General features: G+C 62.9%; 19 protein-coding genes. 10 read left to right on the top strand and 9 right to left on the bottom strand.

Annotation, left to right across the window (positions count from 1 at the left end; all coding sequences use genetic code 11):
* The first annotated feature begins 25 nt into the window (after nt 1-25).
* Entirely contained in the window at nt 26-721 is a 696-nt protein-coding gene (locus tag BP38_RS0104325; RefSeq protein WP_026986729.1) for a response regulator transcription factor, read from the top strand.
* Nucleotides 722-726: 5 nt separating this feature from the next.
* Here BP38_RS0104325 and BP38_RS0104320 read toward each other — a convergent pair whose 3' ends face one another.
* The 3 genes from BP38_RS0104320 to BP38_RS0104310 all read right to left on the bottom strand — a co-directional run bounded on the left by BP38_RS0104320 (nt 727) and on the right by BP38_RS0104310 (nt 3,253).
* Nucleotides 727-1,248, bottom strand: coding sequence for a hypothetical protein (locus tag BP38_RS0104320; protein ID WP_026986728.1), 522 nt, complete (start codon nt 1,246-1,248; stop codon nt 727-729).
* Entirely contained in the window at nt 1,245-2,039 is a 795-nt protein-coding gene (gene xth / locus BP38_RS0104315) for an exodeoxyribonuclease III (protein ID WP_245602317.1), read from the bottom strand. The genes BP38_RS0104320 and xth overlap by 4 nt, the downstream gene beginning before the upstream one ends.
* A gap of 437 nt (nt 2,040-2,476) precedes the next feature.
* Nucleotides 2,477-3,253, bottom strand: a complete 777-nt coding sequence (locus BP38_RS0104310; RefSeq protein ID WP_026986726.1) for a gamma-glutamyl-gamma-aminobutyrate hydrolase family protein — start codon at nt 3,251-3,253, stop codon at nt 2,477-2,479.
* A 92-nt stretch (nt 3,254-3,345) separates the two neighbouring features.
* On the opposite strand from BP38_RS0104310, the gene BP38_RS0104305 reads away from it, so the two are divergent.
* Nucleotides 3,346-4,164, top strand: a complete 819-nt coding sequence (locus BP38_RS0104305) for a sterol desaturase family protein (protein ID WP_035723570.1) — start codon at nt 3,346-3,348, stop codon at nt 4,162-4,164.
* Nucleotides 4,165-4,171: 7 nt separating this feature from the next.
* Here the strand turns inward: BP38_RS0104305 and BP38_RS18960 are convergent, their stop codons facing one another.
* The 3 genes from BP38_RS18960 to BP38_RS0104290 form a co-directional block, all read right to left on the bottom strand.
* Nucleotides 4,172-4,888, bottom strand: a complete 717-nt coding sequence (locus BP38_RS18960) for a LolA family protein (RefSeq protein WP_051608959.1) — start codon at nt 4,886-4,888, stop codon at nt 4,172-4,174.
* Between the two features lie 81 nt (nt 4,889-4,969).
* The gene (locus tag BP38_RS0104295; protein WP_026986724.1) at nt 4,970-7,363 is read right to left on the bottom strand and encodes a DNA translocase FtsK; all 2,394 of its coding nucleotides are present in this window, start codon (nt 7,361-7,363) and stop codon (nt 4,970-4,972) included.
* Nucleotides 7,364-7,402: 39 nt separating this feature from the next.
* Nucleotides 7,403-8,644, bottom strand: a complete 1,242-nt coding sequence (locus BP38_RS0104290) for an aminotransferase class I/II-fold pyridoxal phosphate-dependent enzyme (RefSeq protein ID WP_026986723.1) — start codon at nt 8,642-8,644, stop codon at nt 7,403-7,405.
* Nucleotides 8,645-8,906: 262 nt separating this feature from the next.
* Here BP38_RS0104290 and BP38_RS0104285 point away from each other — a divergent pair, with 262 nt between their 5' ends.
* From BP38_RS0104285 to BP38_RS22890, 8 genes are all read left to right on the top strand, one after another.
* Complete coding sequence (locus BP38_RS0104285; RefSeq protein WP_026986722.1) at nt 8,907-9,263, top strand: DUF4112 domain-containing protein; 357 nt, start codon at nt 8,907-8,909, stop codon at nt 9,261-9,263.
* Nucleotides 9,264-9,488: 225 nt separating this feature from the next.
* Entirely contained in the window at nt 9,489-11,603 is a 2,115-nt protein-coding gene (locus BP38_RS18955) for a TonB-dependent receptor domain-containing protein (protein WP_035723568.1), read from the top strand.
* Nucleotides 11,604-11,627: 24 nt separating this feature from the next.
* The gene (locus BP38_RS0104275) at nt 11,628-12,698 is read left to right on the top strand and encodes a hemin-degrading factor (RefSeq protein ID WP_081816450.1); all 1,071 of its coding nucleotides are present in this window, start codon (nt 11,628-11,630) and stop codon (nt 12,696-12,698) included.
* Nucleotides 12,695-13,603, top strand: a complete 909-nt coding sequence (locus BP38_RS18950; protein ID WP_051608957.1) for a heme/hemin ABC transporter substrate-binding protein — start codon at nt 12,695-12,697, stop codon at nt 13,601-13,603. The genes BP38_RS0104275 and BP38_RS18950 overlap by 4 nt, the downstream gene beginning before the upstream one ends.
* 4 nt (nt 13,604-13,607) lie before the next feature.
* Nucleotides 13,608-14,708: a FecCD family ABC transporter permease gene (locus tag BP38_RS0104265; protein WP_035723566.1), complete on the top strand. Its 1,101-nt coding sequence runs from the start codon at nt 13,608-13,610 to the stop codon at nt 14,706-14,708.
* Complete coding sequence (locus BP38_RS0104260) at nt 14,702-15,514, top strand: heme ABC transporter ATP-binding protein (RefSeq protein WP_026986719.1); 813 nt, start codon at nt 14,702-14,704, stop codon at nt 15,512-15,514. Before BP38_RS0104265 ends, BP38_RS0104260 begins: the two co-directional genes overlap by 7 nt.
* Nucleotides 15,515-15,596: 82 nt before the next feature.
* The gene (locus tag BP38_RS18945) at nt 15,597-16,160 is read left to right on the top strand and encodes an IS1595 family transposase (protein WP_155992189.1); all 564 of its coding nucleotides are present in this window, start codon (nt 15,597-15,599) and stop codon (nt 16,158-16,160) included.
* Nucleotides 16,157-16,315, top strand: a complete 159-nt coding sequence (locus BP38_RS22890; protein ID WP_169737828.1) for a hypothetical protein — start codon at nt 16,157-16,159, stop codon at nt 16,313-16,315. Before BP38_RS18945 ends, BP38_RS22890 begins: the two co-directional genes overlap by 4 nt.
* On the opposite strand, the gene BP38_RS0104245 is transcribed toward BP38_RS22890, so the two are convergent.
* From BP38_RS0104245 to BP38_RS0104235, 3 genes are all read right to left on the bottom strand, one after another.
* The gene (locus tag BP38_RS0104245; RefSeq protein ID WP_026986718.1) at nt 16,306-16,932 is read right to left on the bottom strand and encodes a hypothetical protein; all 627 of its coding nucleotides are present in this window, start codon (nt 16,930-16,932) and stop codon (nt 16,306-16,308) included. The genes BP38_RS22890 and BP38_RS0104245 overlap by 10 nt on opposite strands.
* Before the next feature lie 167 nt (nt 16,933-17,099).
* The gene (amt, locus tag BP38_RS0104240) at nt 17,100-18,464 is read right to left on the bottom strand and encodes an ammonium transporter (RefSeq protein WP_026986717.1); all 1,365 of its coding nucleotides are present in this window, start codon (nt 18,462-18,464) and stop codon (nt 17,100-17,102) included.
* 10 nt (nt 18,465-18,474) lie between these two features.
* A complete protein-coding gene (locus tag BP38_RS0104235; protein ID WP_026986716.1) occupies nt 18,475-18,813 on the bottom strand; it encodes a P-II family nitrogen regulator in 339 nt (112 codons plus the stop codon).
* Between the last annotated feature and the right edge of the window lie 267 nt (nt 18,814-19,080).

The raw sequence follows: 19,080 nt of genomic DNA, 5'->3' as shown, positions 1-19,080 counted from the left end.
TGAATCGGGGAGGAAATAGAACCAGATGCGCGGCACTGCCCCTCGCAAGATCCTGTTGGTCGATGACGACTCGGAGCTACGCACGACTCTCTGCGACCAGTTGCGCCTGCACGAGGAATTCGTGACCCAGGAAGCCGAAAGCGGGGCCGAAGGTTTGAGGCTCGGGCGTGCGGAATATTTCGATGCCCTGCTGCTGGATGTGGGCCTGCCGGACATGGATGGGCGCGACCTTTGCCGCCTGCTGCGCCGGGCTGGCGTGAAGGCGCCGATCATCATGCTGACGGCCATGGACAGTGATGCCGATACCATCCTGGGACTGGAATCCGGTGCCAATGACTATGTCACCAAGCCCTTCCGCTTGGCCGTGCTCATGGCGAGACTACGTGCGCAACTGCGCCAGCATGATCATAGCGAGAACGCAGTCCTGTCCATCGGGCCCTACAGTTTTCACCCGGTCTCCAAATCCCTGGTGGACAGCGGAAGTGGCCGCAAGATCCGCCTGACCGAGAAGGAAACGCAGATTCTGCGCTACCTTCACCGGGCGGGCGCGCGTCCTGTGCCACGGGATACCCTGCTGGACGAGGTCTGGGGCTACAATGCCGGTGTCACGACGCACACGCTGGAAACGCACATCTATCGCCTGCGGCAGAAGATCGAGCAGGATCCTTCGGATGCGAAGATCCTGATCACCGAACCGGGTGGCTATCGCCTGTTTCCGTAAGAGGTTCAGGTGCGGGGGTCCAGGCCCAGGTGAAGCAGGCTGTCACGCGTGGCTTCATCCAGTTCCAATCCCTGGTTTCGTGCGGCCTCCACTGCACTTTCAGCCAGGTCGTCAAAGCCTTCCAAAGTCGATTCGAACTTCATCCGGCCCTGAGGATCACGCAGAGAGAGCTGGAAATAGCCGCCCTCCATCTCACGGCGCTGGCGCCGGGTCGCGTAATAGCGCAGGCGCAGGTCCTGCAACTGGTTCCAGTCCAGTCGGCGTGCCAAGGTCCAGGCGGGTAGCCGGATCTGCCGTTCAAGCCCGGAATCCGCAAGCTGGGCTTCGGTGACATGCATCAACAGGGTTCTGAGCCCGAACAGAGCGAACAGCAGGGCCAGCGGCCCACAGATCCAGAGGGCCAGCGGAGCGAAGTCCGAGGCAAACAGCAGGCCCAGCGCAAATGCCAGGCCAGCCAGGGCCCTCAGGTCATCTCCCAGGAGGTGGCCGGGCGGATAATGCAGCCTGGTCTCCGTCGGCGTGCTCATGCGGCCAGTTCAACCATGACCGGGACATGATCGGAGGGTTTCTCCCAGGCGCGCATGTCGCGCAGGGTCTCGATTCCCCGGATGTCCGGCATCAGTGGCTGGGAGGCCAGGGCATGGTCCAGGCGCCACCCGTAATCCTTCTGGAAGGCCAAGGGGTAGCGATAGCCCCACCAGCTGTAAAGCGGTTGATCCGGTGGAGTGAAATGCCGGGGCGCATCCACCAGTGCGCCGGCCTCCAGCAGGTCGGCCATGCGCTGGGATTCGCCCGGTGTGTGCCCGACGCTGCGGACCAGCCGCTTGTGATTCCAGACGTCGTTTTCCAAGGGGGCCACGTTCAAATCACCGACTATCAGGACCTTCCGGCCACGCGTATGGGATTTCGCCCACTGCGCCATTTCCTCGAGAAAGGACAGTTTGTGAGCGAACTTGTCGTTCTTTTCCGGATCCGGGTCCGGACCGCCGGAGGGAACATAGAAATTGTGCAACTCCAGGCCACCGGGAAGCACCACCTCTACGTGACGCCTGTCGTCTTTCTGGCACCAGATCCTGTGATCACGTTTCTCGAAGGGGACGCGCGAGACAATGGCCACGCCGTTGTAGCTCTTCTGTCCCCGGAAGGCCTGGTGCTCATACCCCATATCTGACAGGGCTTCGCCGGGAAACAGGGGGTCATCCACCTTGGTTTCCTGAAGACAGAGGACGTCGGGGGCGTGTTCCTTGGACAGGCGTTCCAGATGGGGCAGGCGTTGGCGCAGGGAATTGACGTTCCAGGTGGCGATTTTCAGGCTCACGATCCCGCTGCCTCCTTCACATGGGTGATGCAAGAATGACTGATCGCGCGATCATATGCATCGTGCCGGCAAGGTAAACCGCTTGTGGGAAGGAACTTTTCGCTAAGTAGGAGAGGGGCAGCCAGGGAATTCTGGTCCAACGGGGGGAGTTGGACCAGAATGCCACCCGGAAAAAGGAACGCCCGGTCGGGGGGCAGCCGGGCGTTCCGTAGCTCCGCGGAGACGTGGGAGTTTTGGCAGGGGACCTCAGGCTCCCACTATGTAGGTGATTTGATAGACATCACCTTTGACTACAAATTTAGAGCAGTTTGGTCCTGTTGCAATAGATAAGAAGGGTAAGGGACCTGCAGTTCCTGCATGCGTGAGGCCCAGTTATTCGCCTGGAGCAACACACGCGGCAGGAGTCCGCACGGCCTGCGCCGGACAACCGAAGCGATTCAAAGGCGATACCGTCCTGCGGCATAATGGCGCACGGCACGGGCAAATGCCCGAAACAGGGCGCGGGAAACGGGATTTTCCGTAGCCTTGTACTCGGGATGCCATTGCACACCCACAGCAAAACTCTTGCCCTTGCCATAGCGAACGGCCTCGATTGTGCCGTCCGGTGCGCGCGCTTCGATTTTCAGGTCCTGGGCCAGGCGGTCTATGGCCTGGTGATGCAGGGAGTTTACCTCGATCGACTTATCTCCTTCGGGCAGCAGGGTGGCCAGCAGACCGTCGGGATCTATCTCGATCGGGTGGCGTGGAGCATACTGGATGTCGGGATCGGGGGTCTCCGGGCGGCGATGGTCCAGGTGTCCGGGCAGAAGATGAACGGCTGGACAAAGACTGCCGCCCAGCGCGACGTTGAGTTCCTGCATGCCCCGGCAGATGGCGAAGATCGGCAGGCCGCGTTCCAGGGCGGCAGGAATCAATGCGAGCGTGCTCCCGTCCCTGGCCTCGTCAAAGGGCGCGTGCTGGTCACTTTCCGTTTGTTCGTAGTGCTGTGGATGGACATTGGACGGGCTGCCGGTCAAGACCAGGCCCGAGAGTCCGTCCAGAAGGGCGTTCACGTCCAGGGCTTCGCCGAAGGCCGGAAAAACGACGGGAAGCAGGCCAGCCGCCTCGTCAACAGCGCGCAGGTACTTGTCACCAATGGCGTGATAGGGGGCTTCGTCGATTTGTTTTGAACAGGCGGACAGGCCCACGAGAGGACGGGGAGTTGTGGCGATCATGGAGCTTTCTCCTAGCGCCGCTGGAGCTTTGTCTCAAGCGCTTTTAAAGCATGAGCCCTTGTCCACGGCCGGGAGCGACCTAGACTGGAGGCATGGATCTGACTCTCGAAAACCTGCTGGCCTGGAAGGGCATCGCCGTTGCCATCTGGTTTGCCGGCTTTTTCCTGCTCGAGCGGCTTTTTCCGGCAGCGCCCTATCCTGATGGAAGGGGAAAGGCTGCCCCCAAGAGAATCTTCGCCCGTCTTGCGATCTCGGCACAGCGGGTGATCCGCAACCTTGGGCTCTGGTTGCTCAATACCGGCTTGTCACCCTTGGTGGTCCTGCCGCTGTCGGTATGGGCCGCGAGTCATGCCCTCGACTGGCGGCCCCAATGGTGGGCTGGCCTGCCGGGCCTGGCCCTGGATCTCGTGATCCTGGACTTCCTGATCTACTGGTGGCACCGCGCCAACCATGAACTGCCCTTTCTCTGGCGGTTCCATGAAGTCCACCACCTGGACGGATTCCTGGACAGCAGCAGTGCACTGCGCTTTCATTTCGGCGAGGTGCTGTTGTCGGCGACGGCGCGGGCCGGTGTGATCATCCTTCTGGGCTTTCCGGTCAGTTCGATCCTGGTCTTCGAGGTCCTGGTCCTGTTGGCCAGCATCTTCCATCACTCGAACCTGCGCCTGCCTTCAGGCCTGGAAACGGCGCTTTCCAGGCTGTTCATCACGCCTTCGATCCACTGGGTGCATCACCACAAGGTTCGGCGAGACACCGATTCCAACTACGGCACCATCTTCAGTTTCTGGGATCCCCTGTTCGGCTCGCGCAGTTCCAAGGTGCGCAGCCCGAATATGCCGATCGGCGTGGAGCGTGAAGACGAGCGCCCCTACCTGACCCTGCTGCTGCGTCCCTTCCGATTGCGCGGGTAGGCGATATTCAGCGCCCGCGGTTCTGGTTGCGCGGATCCATGCCCGGGGCCATGACGCCAGGCAGGTTCTGGACGTTGAAGGTGCGCGGTTCGAACTCGACATCATAGGAGAGATTCGCCAGCGAAACGGTCGTCTCAACCCCCTGTGCATCGGTCACGATCCAGCGCTTCAGGGTCATGGGGTCCCGGGTCAGCTGGATCTCGATGCTGCCCATGCCGGGCTCGTCCGCCTGCTGCAGCAGGATGGCGACGGTGCCGTCGCGCTCGCGGACGCCGAGGACTTCAAGGTCGTCAGCGGCAAAGGAAACGTCTTCGCGCAACAGCAGCCAGAGTGGCGTCTGGCGCAGCGGCAGCATGGTGGCTTCCTCGAGTTCGCGGTCATAGACGGTCAGGTTGAAGCCATCAGCCACCAACAGGGTTGGATTGGGACTGTCGTACTCGAATCGCATGCGCCCCGGCCGCCGCAGAGCCACCTCGCCTTCGGCATAGTTGCCTGTCGAAGTCACCTGCGCGAAACGGCCTTCCATGGTGCCAATGCCGTTCAAGTATTCCTCGACCTCTTCCAGGATACCACGCTGTTCCTGGTCCAACTCGTCCAGCGACGCGCTGGCAGACAAGGGGGAGAGAAGCAGCGCGAACAGGGCCAGCAGAAAGGCCAGCGGCCGGACGGAGAGGCCTGCTCTGGACTGCGGTGTGCTCTCGAGAATGCTCGGGATAGGGCGCATGTGCGAATCTGCCTTTCGTCGACTTTTCGTTCGCCCTAGAGATGCGGACCCATTTGGGCCATTCAAGGGCGCAAATGGGACCTATCCTTGATCTCCGTGGTCGGGCAACAGCACCTCGCGGCGCCCCACGTGATTGGCCGGGCCGACGACGCCCTCGGCCTCCATCTGCTCGATAAGGCGGGCCGCGCGGTTGTAGCCGATCTGCAGCTGGCGCTGGATGAAGGACGTCGAGGCCTTGCGGTGCTGGGCCACGACAGCCAGGGCACGGTCATAGAGCTCGTCGCCCGAGCCGCCGCCGGATCCGTCGTCGCCCCCCGGCAGGCCAGGGAAACCGGGCTCGTCGCCGCTTTCCTCGGTCACGCCCTCGACAAAGGCGGGCTGCCCCTGCGCCTTCAGGTGTGCGACCACGGCTTCGACCTCGGCATCGCTGACAAAGGGGCCGTGAATGCGCGAGATTCGTCCGCCGTGGGCCATGTAGAGCATGTCGCCCATGCCCAGCAGGTGTTCCGCGCCCGATTCGCCCAGGATCGTCCGGCTGTCGATCTTCGAGGTGACATTGAAGGAGATGCGGGTCGGAAAGTTGGCCTTGATGGTGCCCGTGATGACATCCACCGAGGGACGCTGGGTGGCCATGATCAAATGGATTCCGGCGGCGCGGGCCATCTGGGCCAGGCGTTGGATGGCGGCCTCGACCTCCTTGCCGGCCACCAGCATCAGGTCGGCCATCTCGTCGACCACAACGACGATGTAGGGCAGGGGCTCCAGGTCGAAGGCCTCTTCCTCGTGAATCGGTTGCCCGGTGTCCGGGTCGAAGCCGGTCTGGACGCGGCGGGTCAGGACCTGGCCCGATTTACGGGCCTCCTCGATGCGGGCGTTGTATCCATCGATGTTGCGCACACCAAGCAGCGACATCGAGCGATAGCGATTCTCCATTTCGCGGACGACCCATTTCAGGGCGACCACAGCTTTCTTGGGCTCCGTGACAACCGGTGTCAGCAAATGCGGGATGCCGTCGTAGATGCTGAGTTCCAGCATCTTGGGGTCGACCATGATCATGCGGCAGCGTTCGGGCGGCATGCGATAGAGCAGCGAGAGGATCATGCCGTTGATGCCCACGGACTTGCCCGAACCCGTGGTCCCAGCGATCAGCAGGTGTGGCATACGGGCCAGATCGACCACCTGCGGCATGCCACCGATATCCTTTCCGAGCACCAGCGGCAGGCTGCCCTTGGATTGCTCGAAGGCCTCTGCGGCGAGCAGTTCGCGCAGGTAGACCGTTTCACGCTTGGCGTTGGGCAGCTCGATCCCGATGGTGCTGGAGCCCGGGACCACGGCCACGCGCACTGAGACGGCCGACATGGAGCGGGCGATGTCGTCGGCCAGCGTGATGACACGGTTCGTCTTGGTGCCAGGCGCCGGTTCCAGTTCGTAACGCGTAACCACGGGGCCGGGGCGTACCTTGACGATCTCACCGCGTACACCGAAGTCCTGCAGGACGGTTTCCAGGAGGCGTGCGTTCTTTTCCAGGGCGTCCCGGTTCAGTTGTGCGTCAGGATTTGACTTGGCTTCGGCCAGAAGGGTGAGGGGTGGCGCCTCATAGCCGCTGGGACCCAGGGCCAGGGAGCCCTGCACATCCTTCTGCGCCTTCCTGCTCTGGGCCGGTCGCGGTGCCCGCGGGGCGATCAGGTCGCCATCCGCGGTCTCTGCGGGCTTCTCGGTTGTCTTCTCGGGTTCTGGAGCCGGTTCCGCGGCTTCCTGCTTCTTTGCCGTACGCTTCTGGTCTGCCTGCTTCTTGCGCGTGCGTACAGGTTGGGGATTTGCCTCTTCTTCGGTTTCCTGGCGGTTTCGGCGTATCAGGCCGGCCAACGTCCGGGCCAGGCGAGTCGGACCCTGCCAAAGCATCTTCCATTCCCCCAGGCTGACGGCCAGGCTGAAGAGGCCCAGGAAGAGGGCGAGCGCACCGGAGGCCACGGCCAGCATGGCCGGCATCAAGTTGCTGGCCTGGTAGGCATGGCCCAGGATCAGGGCGCCCGAGAAGCCGCCAAGGCCACTGCGCAGCGGCCAGTTTGCCGGCGCCGGAATCGCGGCCAGGGTTGTAGCCGCAAAAAGCACCGCAAACAGCCCGGCAAGCAGGCGTAGCCACCAGCGGGGAACCGCGTGGTTCCGGATCAGCCGCCAGCCCCAGGCGATGAAAAGGCCACAGAGACCGAACACCGACAGCCCAAGGCTTTGCATCAGGATGTCCGCCAGATAGGCACCAGGAAGGCCAAGCAGGTTGTTCACCTGGTCGCGGGCCGCTCGGTTCAGCGAAGGATCCTGGGGATCATAGCTGAAGCAGATGGCGGCCAACACCAAACCCAGGAGGATGACGCCCAGACCTGCGAGTTCGATCAGGCGCAGGCGCAGGAACCCCCCCGTGCCCGAAGGCAGCAGGCGTGTACGCTTTGCTGTACCTGTACTGCGTGAAGCGGCCATGTTGGCAATCGGCTCCCCTGCCGTGAACGCCAGTGGGCTCTAGAGCATTTCCGCCAGACGGTCCAGCGCCTTCTCTGTGACCTGCGGCTCGTGGACAAGGGCAACCCGGATATAGGGTGCGCCGGGATTGTCTTCCGGGGCGGCGCCCTCTTCGTCCGGGCAAAGATAGCGTCCTGGCAGCACACGCAGGCCCGCTTCCTTCCAGGCGCGCAGCGCGAAGGCTTCGCCATCGCCCACCTCGAGCCAGGCGAAGAAGCCACCTGCCGGCATGCGCCACCCCGTCTTGGCCCAGAGCTTTTCCTCGGCCATCTCGAACAGGGTCCGATAGTAGCAGCGTGTTTCCACCACATGGGCCTCGTCGCGCCAGAGGGCCGCACTGGCATGCAGGATGGGCGTGGGAACGCTGGCACCGCCATAGCGCATGAAGGCGTCGATTCCATCCACCAGTTCGCTGTCCCCGGCCACGAAGCCCGAGCGCAAGCCGGCGGCACTGGAGCGCTTGGACAGCGAATGGAAGGTCAACAGGCCCTCTGTGCCCTGGGGGCCTTGCACGGCTTCCAGCAGGCCCGCCGGTGGTTCGTCCGTGTAGATGTCGGCGTAGCATTCGTCGGCCGCCAGCACGAATCCATGCCGTTGTGCCAGTTCGATCCAGGCACGCCACTGTTCGCGCGAAGCCACGGCGCCTTCCGGATTCGAGGGCGAGCAGAAGAAGGCAATGGCCGTGCGATCCAGGGTTTCCTTGGGCAGGCCCTCGTAATCGGGCAGGAAATTGTTGTCGGCGCGGGCCGGGACGAAGACGGGCTCGGCGCCAGCCGCGAGCGCGCCCCCGGCATAGACGTGATAGCCCGGCGAGGGAATCAGGACCTTGGTGCGTCCCTCGGCAGCGCCGCGATTGATGGCCGTAAGGGTGGCGAAAAACAGGCCTTCGCGGCTGCCCGGCAGCGGCAGGATCTGGCGGTCGGCATCCAGGGTTTCCGGTGACAGGCCATAACGCCGGACCAGCCAGTCATGGCAGGCGGCGCGGAAATCCGGAGTTCCACGGAAAGGCGGATAGCAGGACCAGTCATTGGGATAGGCAGCCAGTGTTTCGGCCAGCAAGGGCGGCGCCGACAGCTGGGGGTCGCCTATGGACAGGCTGATGGGGGCGCCGTCGGGCAAGGGAGAGGCACCAGGCTTCTCCCCATCCAGTAGATGCGAAAGCCGCATGAAAGGCTGATAGATTCGCGGATCACGGCGGGCCTGGGCTGTGGCCGGGGATGAAGCAGGAGAGATGGAGGTCATGAAGCTCTGTGCTTTCTTTGGTTGCGGGCACGGCGAGTCGGAGCGTTCTTCCGGACTCCGAGCGGGACAAACCGGAAACAGGGACCCTCAGTCTGTCGAAAGAAACCACTTCTGGGGGTGGTCAATCAACGACTCCCAAGATATCGAAAGAACAAACACGGAATGTTCTCCTGTTGCCGGTCGATGTGCAACTCTTTCACACCGGCAGATCCCTTCCCATCTTTAGCGAATGTTGGCGACGACCTCCAGCCTTGAAGAGAATTTGCCGAAACCGGAATTTGCCCAGCGTCTGGCCGAACTGGAGCGTCTGGCAGACCTGCTCGACACCCGCTGGCGCATACCGGGAACCTCCATCCGATTCGGCCTGGATGGCGTGGCCAGCATCCTGCCCGTTGTCGGCGATACGGCAACGGCCTGTGTGTCGGCCTACCTCATTTGGCAGTCTGCGCGCCTGGGGGCCTCCCGCATGGTGCTGCTGGGAATGGCTGCAAACGTGGCGCTGGACTGGGCCGTGGGCTCGATACCCCTTCTGGGCACGCTCTTCGACGTGGGCTTCAAGGCCAACCGGAAGAACGTGCGCTTGCTGCGCCGGCATCTTGAGCGCCAACCCAAGGGCTGACCCACGGCAGTTTCAGCGGAAAGCAACACAGAATTTCAAAGAGAAGCAAAAATGAGACTCATTATCATTGCAAATGAGTCTCAATACTTATATCACTGTCTCCGGAAAAGGGGAAGCAGGCCCTCGTTGTGAGGGTTGGGGATGAAAGCCCGAACCAGGTGAGGGGTCAGGCATCTGTGCGCGGTTTTCGCCTGCGATTCCCGTAATCTAGGGGAAAAGACAGTAATGCAGAACAGCTATATCGCACGCCTGACCATTGGGTCGTGGGGCCTTGCACTTGCGACCGCCCTCTCCATGCCCGCTTTCGCCCAGGATGAAGCTGAGAGCGAACAGCTGGCAGTCGCCGACCAGTTCAACCTCGATCCTGTCAGCATCACAGCCACGCGCAATCCTGTGGCTGCCTTCAACTATCCCGGCATGGTCTCCGTGATCGATCGCGAGGAGATGGAGCGACGCCAGCCGTCCAGTATGGACGACGTCCTTGGGCACCTGCCCGGCGTGGAGTTTACCGGAGGACCGCGTCGTACCGGCGAGATGCCCAGTATCCGTGGATTCAGTGGGGCCGACCTGGTCCTCCTGCTTGACGGGGCACGCCAGAACTTTCTCTCGGGCCACAGCGGTCGGCTGTTCGTCGATCCCAGCCTGCTGCGCGAGGCCGAAGTTCTGCGCGGCTCCAGTTCCTCGCTCTACGGCAGCGGCGCCACGGGCGGCGTAATCGAGCTGCGCACCATCGGGCCCGATGACATCCTGGATCCAGGGGATACCATCGGTTTGCGAACCGGGGTGGGTGGCCAGAGCGTCAATCGAGAATGGCACGCCACCACCACGGCGGCTGCCCGTCCCGACGAGAACGTTGGCTTGCTGGCCAGTGTCACGCGCCGCGCTTCTGGTCGTATCAAGCTCGGCGACGGCAATACCCTGACCAACACCAACGACGATATCGTCTCAGGACTGGTGAAGACCGATGTGACGCTGGGCGAGCATCACAACCTGGAAGCATCGGCCATGTTCTTCAACAACGATGCCCGCGAGCCCATCAATGGCCAGGGTGCCGGCGGGGAGGACAAGGTCGAAAAGACCATACAGAACCGGACTTTTCGACTTTCGTACAGTTACGACAATCCGGACGAATCTCTGATCAATCCTCAAGTGACCGCCTATTACACGGAGAACAGTGTCGAGGACCTGCGCCTGGACGACCTGGGCGCGGGCCCGGAAGGCGAACGATTGTTCCGCCGCATCGAGACACTGGGATTCCGGGGGGAAAACCACTCCCATTTCCAGCTTTCCGAGAGCAGCGATGTCACCTTCACCTATGGCATGGAAGCCCACCGGGACAAGCAGACCGGGCGAGTCGATGGCGGGTCGCGGGATTCAGTGCCCGATGCGGAATCGGACTACGCGGGCGCCTTTCTGCAGGGAGAATTCTCTTTCAGGGAACCTTTTGGCGCGCTGCCGGGTGAGTTTCTGGTCATTCCGGGGGTCCGGTACGACTACTACAAGTCCCGCAGCGACGGTGCGGAGGATAACAAGGACACCGCCCTGTCCCCGCGCATAGGGGCCAGTTATCTGCCGACAGACTGGAGCCTGCTCTTTGCCAGCTACGGCGAGGCCTTCCGTGCGCCCACTTTCGGCGAGCTCTATCCATCGGGCGTTCACTTCCAGCTTCCCGGCTTCGGGGTGAACAACTTTGTTCCCAATCCCGACCTGAAGCCACAGAAGACCCGGACTCTGGAGATTGGAGCGGGTCTGGATTTCGAGGGCATCTTCGAGGCGCGCGACCGCTTCCAGATCAAGGGATCGCGCTATTGGACCAAAGGCGAGGACTTCATTGACGTGGAAGTCGTTCAGCCGGGGCCACCGGCCTGTTTCCCCCCGAACTGCAACGGTACCACCCAGAACGTGAACGTGGCCGACGCCAAGCTTTCGGGGAACGAAATCGAGGCGTCCTATGATCATCCACGGTTCCGGCTGGCAGCCAACTATGCCGATATCGACGGCGAGAATGAAGAAACTGGCGAGAAGCTCGGCATGCTGTTTCCACGGCGCGTCAACCTGGACGGCACGCTGAAACTGCCGGAGTTCGATTCCTTTGTAGGTTGGCGCATTCTGGCGGCCGACGACTTCGACAAGACCGACGATCCCGCCGAGGAGCGGGACGGTTACGTGGTGCACGATCTCTATGCCGGCTGGGTGCCCCAGGAGGGATCCCTGGAAGGTCTGCGCATCGATGTCGGGATCGATAACGTTTTCGACAAGACTTACGCCCAAACCTACACCGGTGCCGCCGAGCCGGGCCGCAATTTCAAGGGGATGGTCAGTTATACGCTGACCTGGTGACGCTCAGTTCAGGAGAAGGAATCCATGGAAGAACAGATATCAGACACAAATGAAGTGGGTGTGGGTCTGGCTACGCGCCTAGCAACCCTGAAGGAATCGGAGCCGGGGTTGCGAGCCCGCGACCTGGCACGACGGCTTCAGGTGAGTGAGGCCGAGCTGCTGGCCGCCCGCATCGGTGAAGGCGTGGTGCGCCTGGACGAGGACTGGCACGCGCTGGTCAACGCGCTGCCCGACCTGGGCCGCGTCATGGCGCTGACCCGCAACGAGCATGCGGTGCACGAGAAGCATGGCACCTACAGCGACATTCGTTTGATGAAGGCGCATGGCCTGGTGCTGGATCCGGAGATCGACCTGCGCCTTTTCTTCAATCGCTGGGCCTTTGCCTTCGCCGTGGAGGAGGAGGTGAAGAGCGGGCTGCGGCGCAGCCTGCAGGTCTTCGACCGCACGGGCACGGCCGTGCATAAGGTCTACACGGCCCCCGACAGCGATCCCGCCCTGTTCTGGCGGGTCGTGGAGCGTCTGAAGGCACAGGACCAGACACCGGCCATTGCCGTGCGTGAAGCCTATCGCGAGAAGCCGGACCTGCCGGACTATGAGATCGACGTGGAGTCCCTGCGGACCGGCTGGGACGATCTCAAGGATACCCACGACTTCCGTCCCCTGCTGCAGACTCATCGCGTGGGACGGCTCCAGGCCCTGCGGCTGACCGGGCCGGGCTACGCCAGCAGCTTGCCGGAGGGCGCGAGCCGAAGGGCCCTTCAGCTCGCGGCGGAGCGCCAGGTGCCGATCATGATCTTCGTGGGCAGCCAGGGCGTGATCCAGATCCACGGCGGCCCGATCACGAACCTGCGCGAGACAGGCGCCTGGTACAACGTGCTGGATGCCGGCTTCAACCTGCATCTCCACGAATCCGGCATCGCCTCGACCTGGCAGGTGCGCAAGCCCACCAGCGATGGCCGCGTCACCTCCATCGAGGCTTATGACTCGGAGGGGCATCAGATCGTGCAGATGTTCGGGGTGCGCAAGCCGGGCGTTCCGGAACGCGAGGACTGGCGCCAGCTGGTCGCCGACCTGATGGAGGAAATGTCGGCATGACCATGCAAGGTCACATTCTTCTGGGCCGTCTTCTGCCGGGTGTCTTCCTCCTGCTTTGCCTTGCCGTCACCGCCCCGGCATCTGCCCGGGAGCCCGCGCACGAGCGCGTGGTCTCCATCGGCGGGGCAGTGACGGAGATCATCCATGAACTGGGGGCGGAGGCGCAGTTGGTGGCCGTGGACAGCACCAGCCTGTATCCCCCAGACGCGCTCGAACGCCTGCCGGATGTGGGCTACCTGCGGGCGCTTTCGGCCGAGCCGATCCTGGCGTTGAAGCCGGATCTCGTGCTTGCGCTGGAAGAGGCCGGTCCGCCCGAGGCCTTGGCCCATCTGCGTTCTGCCGGCGTGCGCGTCGAGATCGTTCCCAACGATCCCACGCCCGCAGGCGTCGCGGAGAAGACCCGCGTCGTCGGGACAGCCCTGGGGCTGGCAGAGGAGGCCGATCGCCTGGCAAAGCGCCTGGAGTCTGAACTGACCGCTCTGGAGGCGGCCCTGGCGGAAGCGGAGCCGCGCCCACGGGTCCTGTTTTTGCTGTCGGTTGGGCGCGGCGCGCCTATGGCGGCTGGGCGAGAAACGACGGCGGATGGGATCATTTCCCTGGCGGGCGGGCGCAATGCCGTGCGCGCGTTCGAAAGCTTCAAGCCCTTGAGTCCGGAAGCCGCCCTCTCGGCAGCGCCGGAGGTGCTGCTGGTGACGCGCAACACCCTGGAGGCGCTGGGTGGCCGCGAGAGCCTGTTGGACCGGCCCGAGATTGCCGGTACGCCGGCCGGCGAGACGGGGCGCCTTGTCGTCATGGACGCCTTGTTGCTGCTGGGATTCGGGCCACGCACGCCGCAGGCCGTGCGGGAGCTGGCCGCCGAGCTGCAGCCGAATCTCGCCCTGCCCGAGACGCCAAGGAGCCAATGAGCTCATGGCGCTGTTGAGTCTGTCCTTGCCGCGCTCCGCCGTGCACAGCCTGCCCGAACGGCGGCATGTGGTGATGGCCGGCCTTGTCCTGGGCCTGTTTGCGGTCGTGCTGCTCTCGCTCGGACTGGGGGCGGTCCGTATCCCGGTCGGGGATGCGGTAGCCGTACTGGCCGAGGGACTGGGGCTCTCCGCCGCCAAGAGCGTGCCGGACCAGCTGCGGCTGGTCCTTCTGCATATCCGCCTGCCGCGGACCCTGCTGGCGGCCCTGGCCGGGGCGGGGTTGGCGGTATCCGGAGCGGCACTGCAGGGCCTGTTCCGCAATCCCCTGGCCGATCCCGGCCTGATTGGGGTCTCCAGCGGGGCCGCGTTAGCGGCGGCAACCACCATCGTCTTCGGCGGAATGCTCTTTTCCGGCCTGCCGCCGGAACTCCTGCCCTATCTCCTGCCGCTCGGCGCCTTTGGCGGCGGCCTGATCGCCGTCCTGCTGGCCTATCGTCTGGCCAGTGGCCATGGGCAGACGGATGTCGCGACCCTGCTGCTGGCCGGTGTCGCGCTCAACGCCATCGCCGGGGCGGGCATCGGGCTCTTGATCTTCGCCAGCGACGACCAGCAGCTGCGCGATTTGAACTTCTGGATGCTGGGCAGTGTCGCCGGGGCCAACTGGTCCGCCCTGCTTCCGGCCCTGGCCTTCCTGGTGCTGCCGCTACTGGCTCTGCCCTTCCTCGGTCGCGCACTGAATGCGCTGCTGCTGGGGGAAACCGAAGCGGCGCACCTGGGCTTCCGGGTGGAGCGGGCCAAGAAGTTCATCCTGCTGCTGGCAGCCCTGGCCACCGGGGCCGCCGTGGCGCTCTGTGGCGTGATCGGCTTCGTCGGACTGGTGGTGCCGCACCTGGTGCGGCTGGTGGCCGGTCCGGACCATCGCTTCCTGCTGCCCGCCTCGGCGCTGCTGGGCGCGGCTCTGCTGCTGCTGGCCGACCTGCTGGCACGTACACTGGTGCTGCCGGCCGAACTGCCCATCGGCATCGTGACCAGCTGTGTGGGCGGGCCCTTCTTCCTCTGGATGCTGCTGCGTCAACGCGCCCGCGGGGGAGGTGCGCTATGCTGAGCGCCGACTCCGTCACCCTGCATCTGCGAGGCCGCCCAATCCTGGAGGCGGTGGACCTGGCGGTGGGAGCGGGCGAGTTCCTGGCCCTGGTCGGGCCCAACGGGGCCGGCAAATCCAGCCTGCTGCGCCTGATGGCGGGCAGCCTGACCCCGACCTCGGGCAGAGTGCGCCTGGACGGGCAGGCGCTGGATCGTCACGATCCCAGGACCCTGGCCTGCCGCCGCGCGGTGCTGCCCCAGAGCAGCCTGCTGAATTTCCCCTTCACGGTGCGCGAAGTGGTCTGTCTGGGGCGCTCTCCGCACCGCACGGGACCTGCCCGCGACCGGCAGGTGGCCGAGGAGGCGATGGCTTTGGCGGAGGTTCTGCCGTTGGCGGAGCGCCGCTACACGGAGCTCTCCGGCGGCGAGCGTCAGCGGGTGGAGCTGGCCCGGGTGCTGGCTCAGATCTGGCCGGAGTCGTCCGGTGAGCCCGAAGCCACGCAGACTCGATATCTTCTGCTGGACGAGCCCACCAGCAGCCTGGACCTGCGCCACCAGCAGACGGTCATGGTGGTGGCGCGGCGGCTCGCAGCGCGCGGTTTCGGTGTACTGGCCGTGCTGCACGACCTGAACCTGGCGGCCCGCAATGCCGACCGCCTGGCCCTGCTGGCGCCCGGCCAGAACGGCCACGGCGGCCATCTGGTGCGACAGGGCAGGCCCGAAGGGGTGCTGGAGGCTGACCTGCTGAGCGCAGTCTACGAGACGCCGGTGGACCTGCTGCCCGGCCAGCCGGGCGCGCCGCCCGTGATCCTGCCGGCACAGGCCTGAAACTTGTTTAAAAAAGGAAACTGTATACTTTACAAACCCAATCCGGAATCCTATATCTAGGAAATAGAGATAGGAGCCTGCCATGTCCGTTCTGTCCAAGCCCTACATGCACGACGAAGCCGCAGCCTTTGCGCATGTCGAAAGCATCATCTGGCCCGGTGGTCCGGTCTGCCCGCACTGCGGAAATTGCGGCAAGTTCTACAAACTGAAAGGTGTTCGCTCTAAACCGTCAAAGAAGAACCCGAAAGGCGTTGAGCGCCACGGTCTCAAGAAATGTGCAGAGTGCCGCAAGCAGTTCACCGTGCGCATCGGCACGATCTTTGAAGAAAGCCACATTCCGCTGCACAAGTGGCTGCAAGCCATACACCTGATGGTGTCCAGCAAGAAGGGCATCAGCAGCCACCAGCTTCACCGTGTTTTGGAAATAACACACAAGAGCGCATGGTTCATGTCTCACCGAATCCGCGAAGCTATGCGCAGCGATGACGCCGTGAACTTCGGCAATGGCGGCGGGGTGGTCGAGGTCGATAAAACTTTTATCGGCACCAAGCAGAAGAAGGCCAAGGGAGCGAAGGGGCATTCTGGATTTCTATTCCACCAAAGAGCGAGATCCAAAGGCCCACTATCGACTGGCGAAAAGACATGACGGATAAAAAATCCCAACTCGACAAGTTCAAAGCCGCCGCCCGCAAGCTGGAGACGGACGACGACGAAGAGCGGTTTGAGGAGCGGCTCAAAAAGCTGGTGAGGCAGAAGCCGGAGGGTAGCAAAAAGGAAAAGCAGGGCGGCACTCAGACTTGAGATGTGACTAGAATCTCCGCATCAAGTTGTTCACGACTATTTAGCCCGCCCCTCCTACCGTAGGGGTGACCAATTGCGTCCATCGCCTCAAAAATCGCTCTATCCCGGTCAGACGGGTTATTGAGGTCGTGGATCGTTACTGCGATGCCTTCAACGGGAGGGTTGGCCGGACCTAGAACGGCAGGCGAGCTTACATCCCATCCAGCAGACTGAAAAATTCCGGCTAAGGTGATGGATAGCGGGCGCGCATCTGGGCTTTGCATGTCTTGAGTTACCGCTACAGCACCCGAGAATTTAGACAGTATTTCCCGCGCTGTATCGCATTCCTCTTGCTCTATACGGCGTGGCTCAAGCCGTTGAAGCCGTGACTCTAGGGCGTCAATCCGTGCCTTTGCTTCGTCCGGTGATGCTCCCTCCAGCTTTTCTTGATAGTCCTTAATTTTGTCGTCACGACCTACCAGCCTAGCTTCAAGGGTTTCCACTACGCCACCGTATCGCCATCGCATTGCCACCCACACAAGCCCAACAATAAGCAAACACGCCAGCGTGAATGTAACGGGCGCGCCGGTCAGCACGTCCAACTCCTCAAGGAGGTATGTTTTGATTGCTTCAAACACATTGGGACACTAAATCCCGACATGCGGGTTTGTCAAATATACAATCGCCAAAAAAAGGCCCGGCCACAGGGGCCGGGCTCGAGTTTCGGCGGAGGACGCCGTTGCTGACTGTGATGATCTGTTCTCTTGTTGTTGTGTCTCCCGTAAAAGCCTCGTTTCGTTGGTTCTCAGACCGTCTTGGAGCCCTGGGCGAACTCGGGATAGGCCTCGAGCCCCAGTTCCGTCTGGTCCAGGCCAGACATCTCTTCCTCTTCGCTGAGGCGCAGGCCCATGATGGCCTTGAGGACCAGCCAGACGATGGCCGATGTGACCACCATGAAGGCGCCGATGGCCACGATGCCGATGAACTGGACCACCAGGTCGCCGCCACCGAAAATGCCCACGGCCAGCGTGCCCCAGATTCCGGCGAAGAGGTGCACGGGAATGGCGCCGACCACGTCGTCGATCTTCAGCTTGTCGAGCAGCGGCACGGTGACGATCACGATGATGCCGCCGATGGCGCCGATGATGATGGCCAGAAGCGGGCTGGCGACATCCGGGCCTGCCGTGATGGAGACCAGGCCGGCGAGTGCACCGTTGAGCGCCATGGTCAGGTCGATCTTCTTGTAGATGATGCCGGTCAGGATCACTGCCATCACCACACCGCCGGCCGCGGCCAGGTTGGTGTTGGCGAAGACCAGCGACATCTCGGTGACGGCCGCGGCCGAGTCCATGGCCAGGACCGAGCCGCCGTTGAAGCCGAACCAGCCGAGCCACAGGATGAAGGTGCCCAGGGTTGCCAGCGGCAGGTTTGCGCCGGGGATCGGATTGACCTTGCCATCGGCGCCGAACTTGCCCTTGCGTGCCCCCAGGATGATGGCCCCGGTCAGCGCGGCCCAGCCGCCCACGGAGTGGACGATGGTCGAGCCGGCATAGTCCGAGAAGCCCATTTCGGTCAGCCAGCCAGCGCCCCAGGTCCAGGCGCCCTGGATCGGATAGAGGAAGCCGGTCAGGATCACCACGAAGATCATGAAGGGCGCGAACTTGATGCGCTCCGCCAGCGTGCCCGACACGATGGAGGCCGCGGTGGCCACGAAGACCATCTGGAAGAACCAGTCGGACATGACCGAATAGCCGGCATCGACCACCTGGCTGAGGACGTCCGCATCCTCGCTGCCGCCAACAAGCGCCGCTTCGGCACCGCTGGGGTTGTAGAGCAGGCTGATGGAGCCGATCCAGCTGCCGACATCCACGTACATCAGGTTGTAGCCGATCAGGTAGTACATGATGCCGGCGATGGAGTAGAGCGTGATGTTCTTGAGGCAGATGGCGGCGGTGTTCTTGCTGCGGACCAGGCCGGATTCCAGCATGGAAAAGCCGGCCGCCATCCACATCACGAAGGCGCCGCAGATGAGAAAGAGGAAGGTGTTCAGGATGAAACCGACCTCGCCCGAGACCCCGACGGCCTCGTCCTGGGCAAAGGCGGTGGTGGTGAGCAGACTGCCGACCGCAAGCACGGCGGCGCCCGTTGAAATCTGGCGCAGTTTCGTCATGCGCGTTCTCCTAAAGTGCTTCGCTGTCGGTTTCGCCGGTCCGGATGCGGACGGCGTGCGAGATGTCGAGGACGAAGATCTTGCCGTCGCCGATGCGTCCGGTATTGGCGGTCTTCTGGATGGTTTCCACGACCCCCTCGACGACATCGTCGGCCACGGCGACCTCGATCTTCACCTTCGGCAGGAAGTTCACGGCGTATTCGGCGCCGCGGTAGATCTCCGTCTGCCCCTTCTGCCGGCCGTAACCCTTCACCTCGCTGACGGTCAGGCCCTCAATGCCGCTGGCGGTGAGGGCTTCTCTTACATCGTCGAGCTTGAAGGGCTTGATGATGGCAGTAACCATTTTCATGAGCCTGGTCCCTTCTCTTGTTCCCGTTTCGCTGCACCGGCTGCTTGCCTTGTTGGCGGTCACCTCATGGATGGCAGCGATGGTTCCATCAACGAATTTCAAGAAGCGTGCCAGAACAAGAGAAGGTGAATAAAACCAAGAAAAAACAACAAGTTATAAATCATTAGGTGTCCAGACGCTTGGGAGCGGAAAAGCAAATATGCACACAAATTAATCAATAAGATATGCATGCCTATTTTTTGGTCAGGCCATTGTGACGCAGAAGGC

It is taken from the genome of Fodinicurvata fenggangensis DSM 21160 (genome assembly GCF_000686045.1).
Taxonomy (GTDB): Bacteria; Pseudomonadota; Alphaproteobacteria; order Kiloniellales; family DSM-21159; genus Fodinicurvata; species Fodinicurvata fenggangensis.
Note: the sequence above shows the minus strand (reverse complement) of the source record. Positions and strands in the feature narration are given on the sequence as shown.

Coding starts and splice junctions, on each gene's coding strand:
- BP38_RS0104260 (WP_026986719.1), top strand. CDS start 14,702: ATGCTGAGCGCCGACTCCGTCACCCTGCATCTGCGAGGCCGCCCAATC.
- BP38_RS18960 (WP_051608959.1), bottom strand. CDS start 4,888: ATGCGCCCTATCCCGAGCATTCTCGAGAGCACACCGCAGTCCAGAGCA.
- BP38_RS0104325 (WP_026986729.1), top strand. CDS start 26: ATGCGCGGCACTGCCCCTCGCAAGATCCTGTTGGTCGATGACGACTCG.
- BP38_RS0104235 (WP_026986716.1), bottom strand. CDS start 18,813: ATGAAAATGGTTACTGCCATCATCAAGCCCTTCAAGCTCGACGATGTA.
- BP38_RS0104265 (WP_035723566.1), top strand. CDS start 13,608: ATGGCGCTGTTGAGTCTGTCCTTGCCGCGCTCCGCCGTGCACAGCCTG.
- BP38_RS18950 (WP_051608957.1), top strand. CDS start 12,695: ATGACCATGCAAGGTCACATTCTTCTGGGCCGTCTTCTGCCGGGTGTC.
- amt (WP_026986717.1), bottom strand. CDS start 18,464: ATGACGAAACTGCGCCAGATTTCAACGGGCGCCGCCGTGCTTGCGGTC.
- BP38_RS0104295 (WP_026986724.1), bottom strand. CDS start 7,363: ATGGCCGCTTCACGCAGTACAGGTACAGCAAAGCGTACACGCCTGCTG.
- BP38_RS0104320 (WP_026986728.1), bottom strand. CDS start 1,248: ATGAGCACGCCGACGGAGACCAGGCTGCATTATCCGCCCGGCCACCTC.
- BP38_RS22890 (WP_169737828.1), top strand. CDS start 16,157: ATGACGGATAAAAAATCCCAACTCGACAAGTTCAAAGCCGCCGCCCGC.
- BP38_RS0104305 (WP_035723570.1), top strand. CDS start 3,346: ATGGATCTGACTCTCGAAAACCTGCTGGCCTGGAAGGGCATCGCCGTT.
- BP38_RS18955 (WP_035723568.1), top strand. CDS start 9,489: ATGCAGAACAGCTATATCGCACGCCTGACCATTGGGTCGTGGGGCCTT.
- BP38_RS0104310 (WP_026986726.1), bottom strand. CDS start 3,253: ATGATCGCCACAACTCCCCGTCCTCTCGTGGGCCTGTCCGCCTGTTCA.
- BP38_RS0104275 (WP_081816450.1), top strand. CDS start 11,628: ATGGAAGAACAGATATCAGACACAAATGAAGTGGGTGTGGGTCTGGCT.
- BP38_RS0104290 (WP_026986723.1), bottom strand. CDS start 8,644: ATGACCTCCATCTCTCCTGCTTCATCCCCGGCCACAGCCCAGGCCCGC.
- BP38_RS18945 (WP_155992189.1), top strand. CDS start 15,597: ATGTCCGTTCTGTCCAAGCCCTACATGCACGACGAAGCCGCAGCCTTT.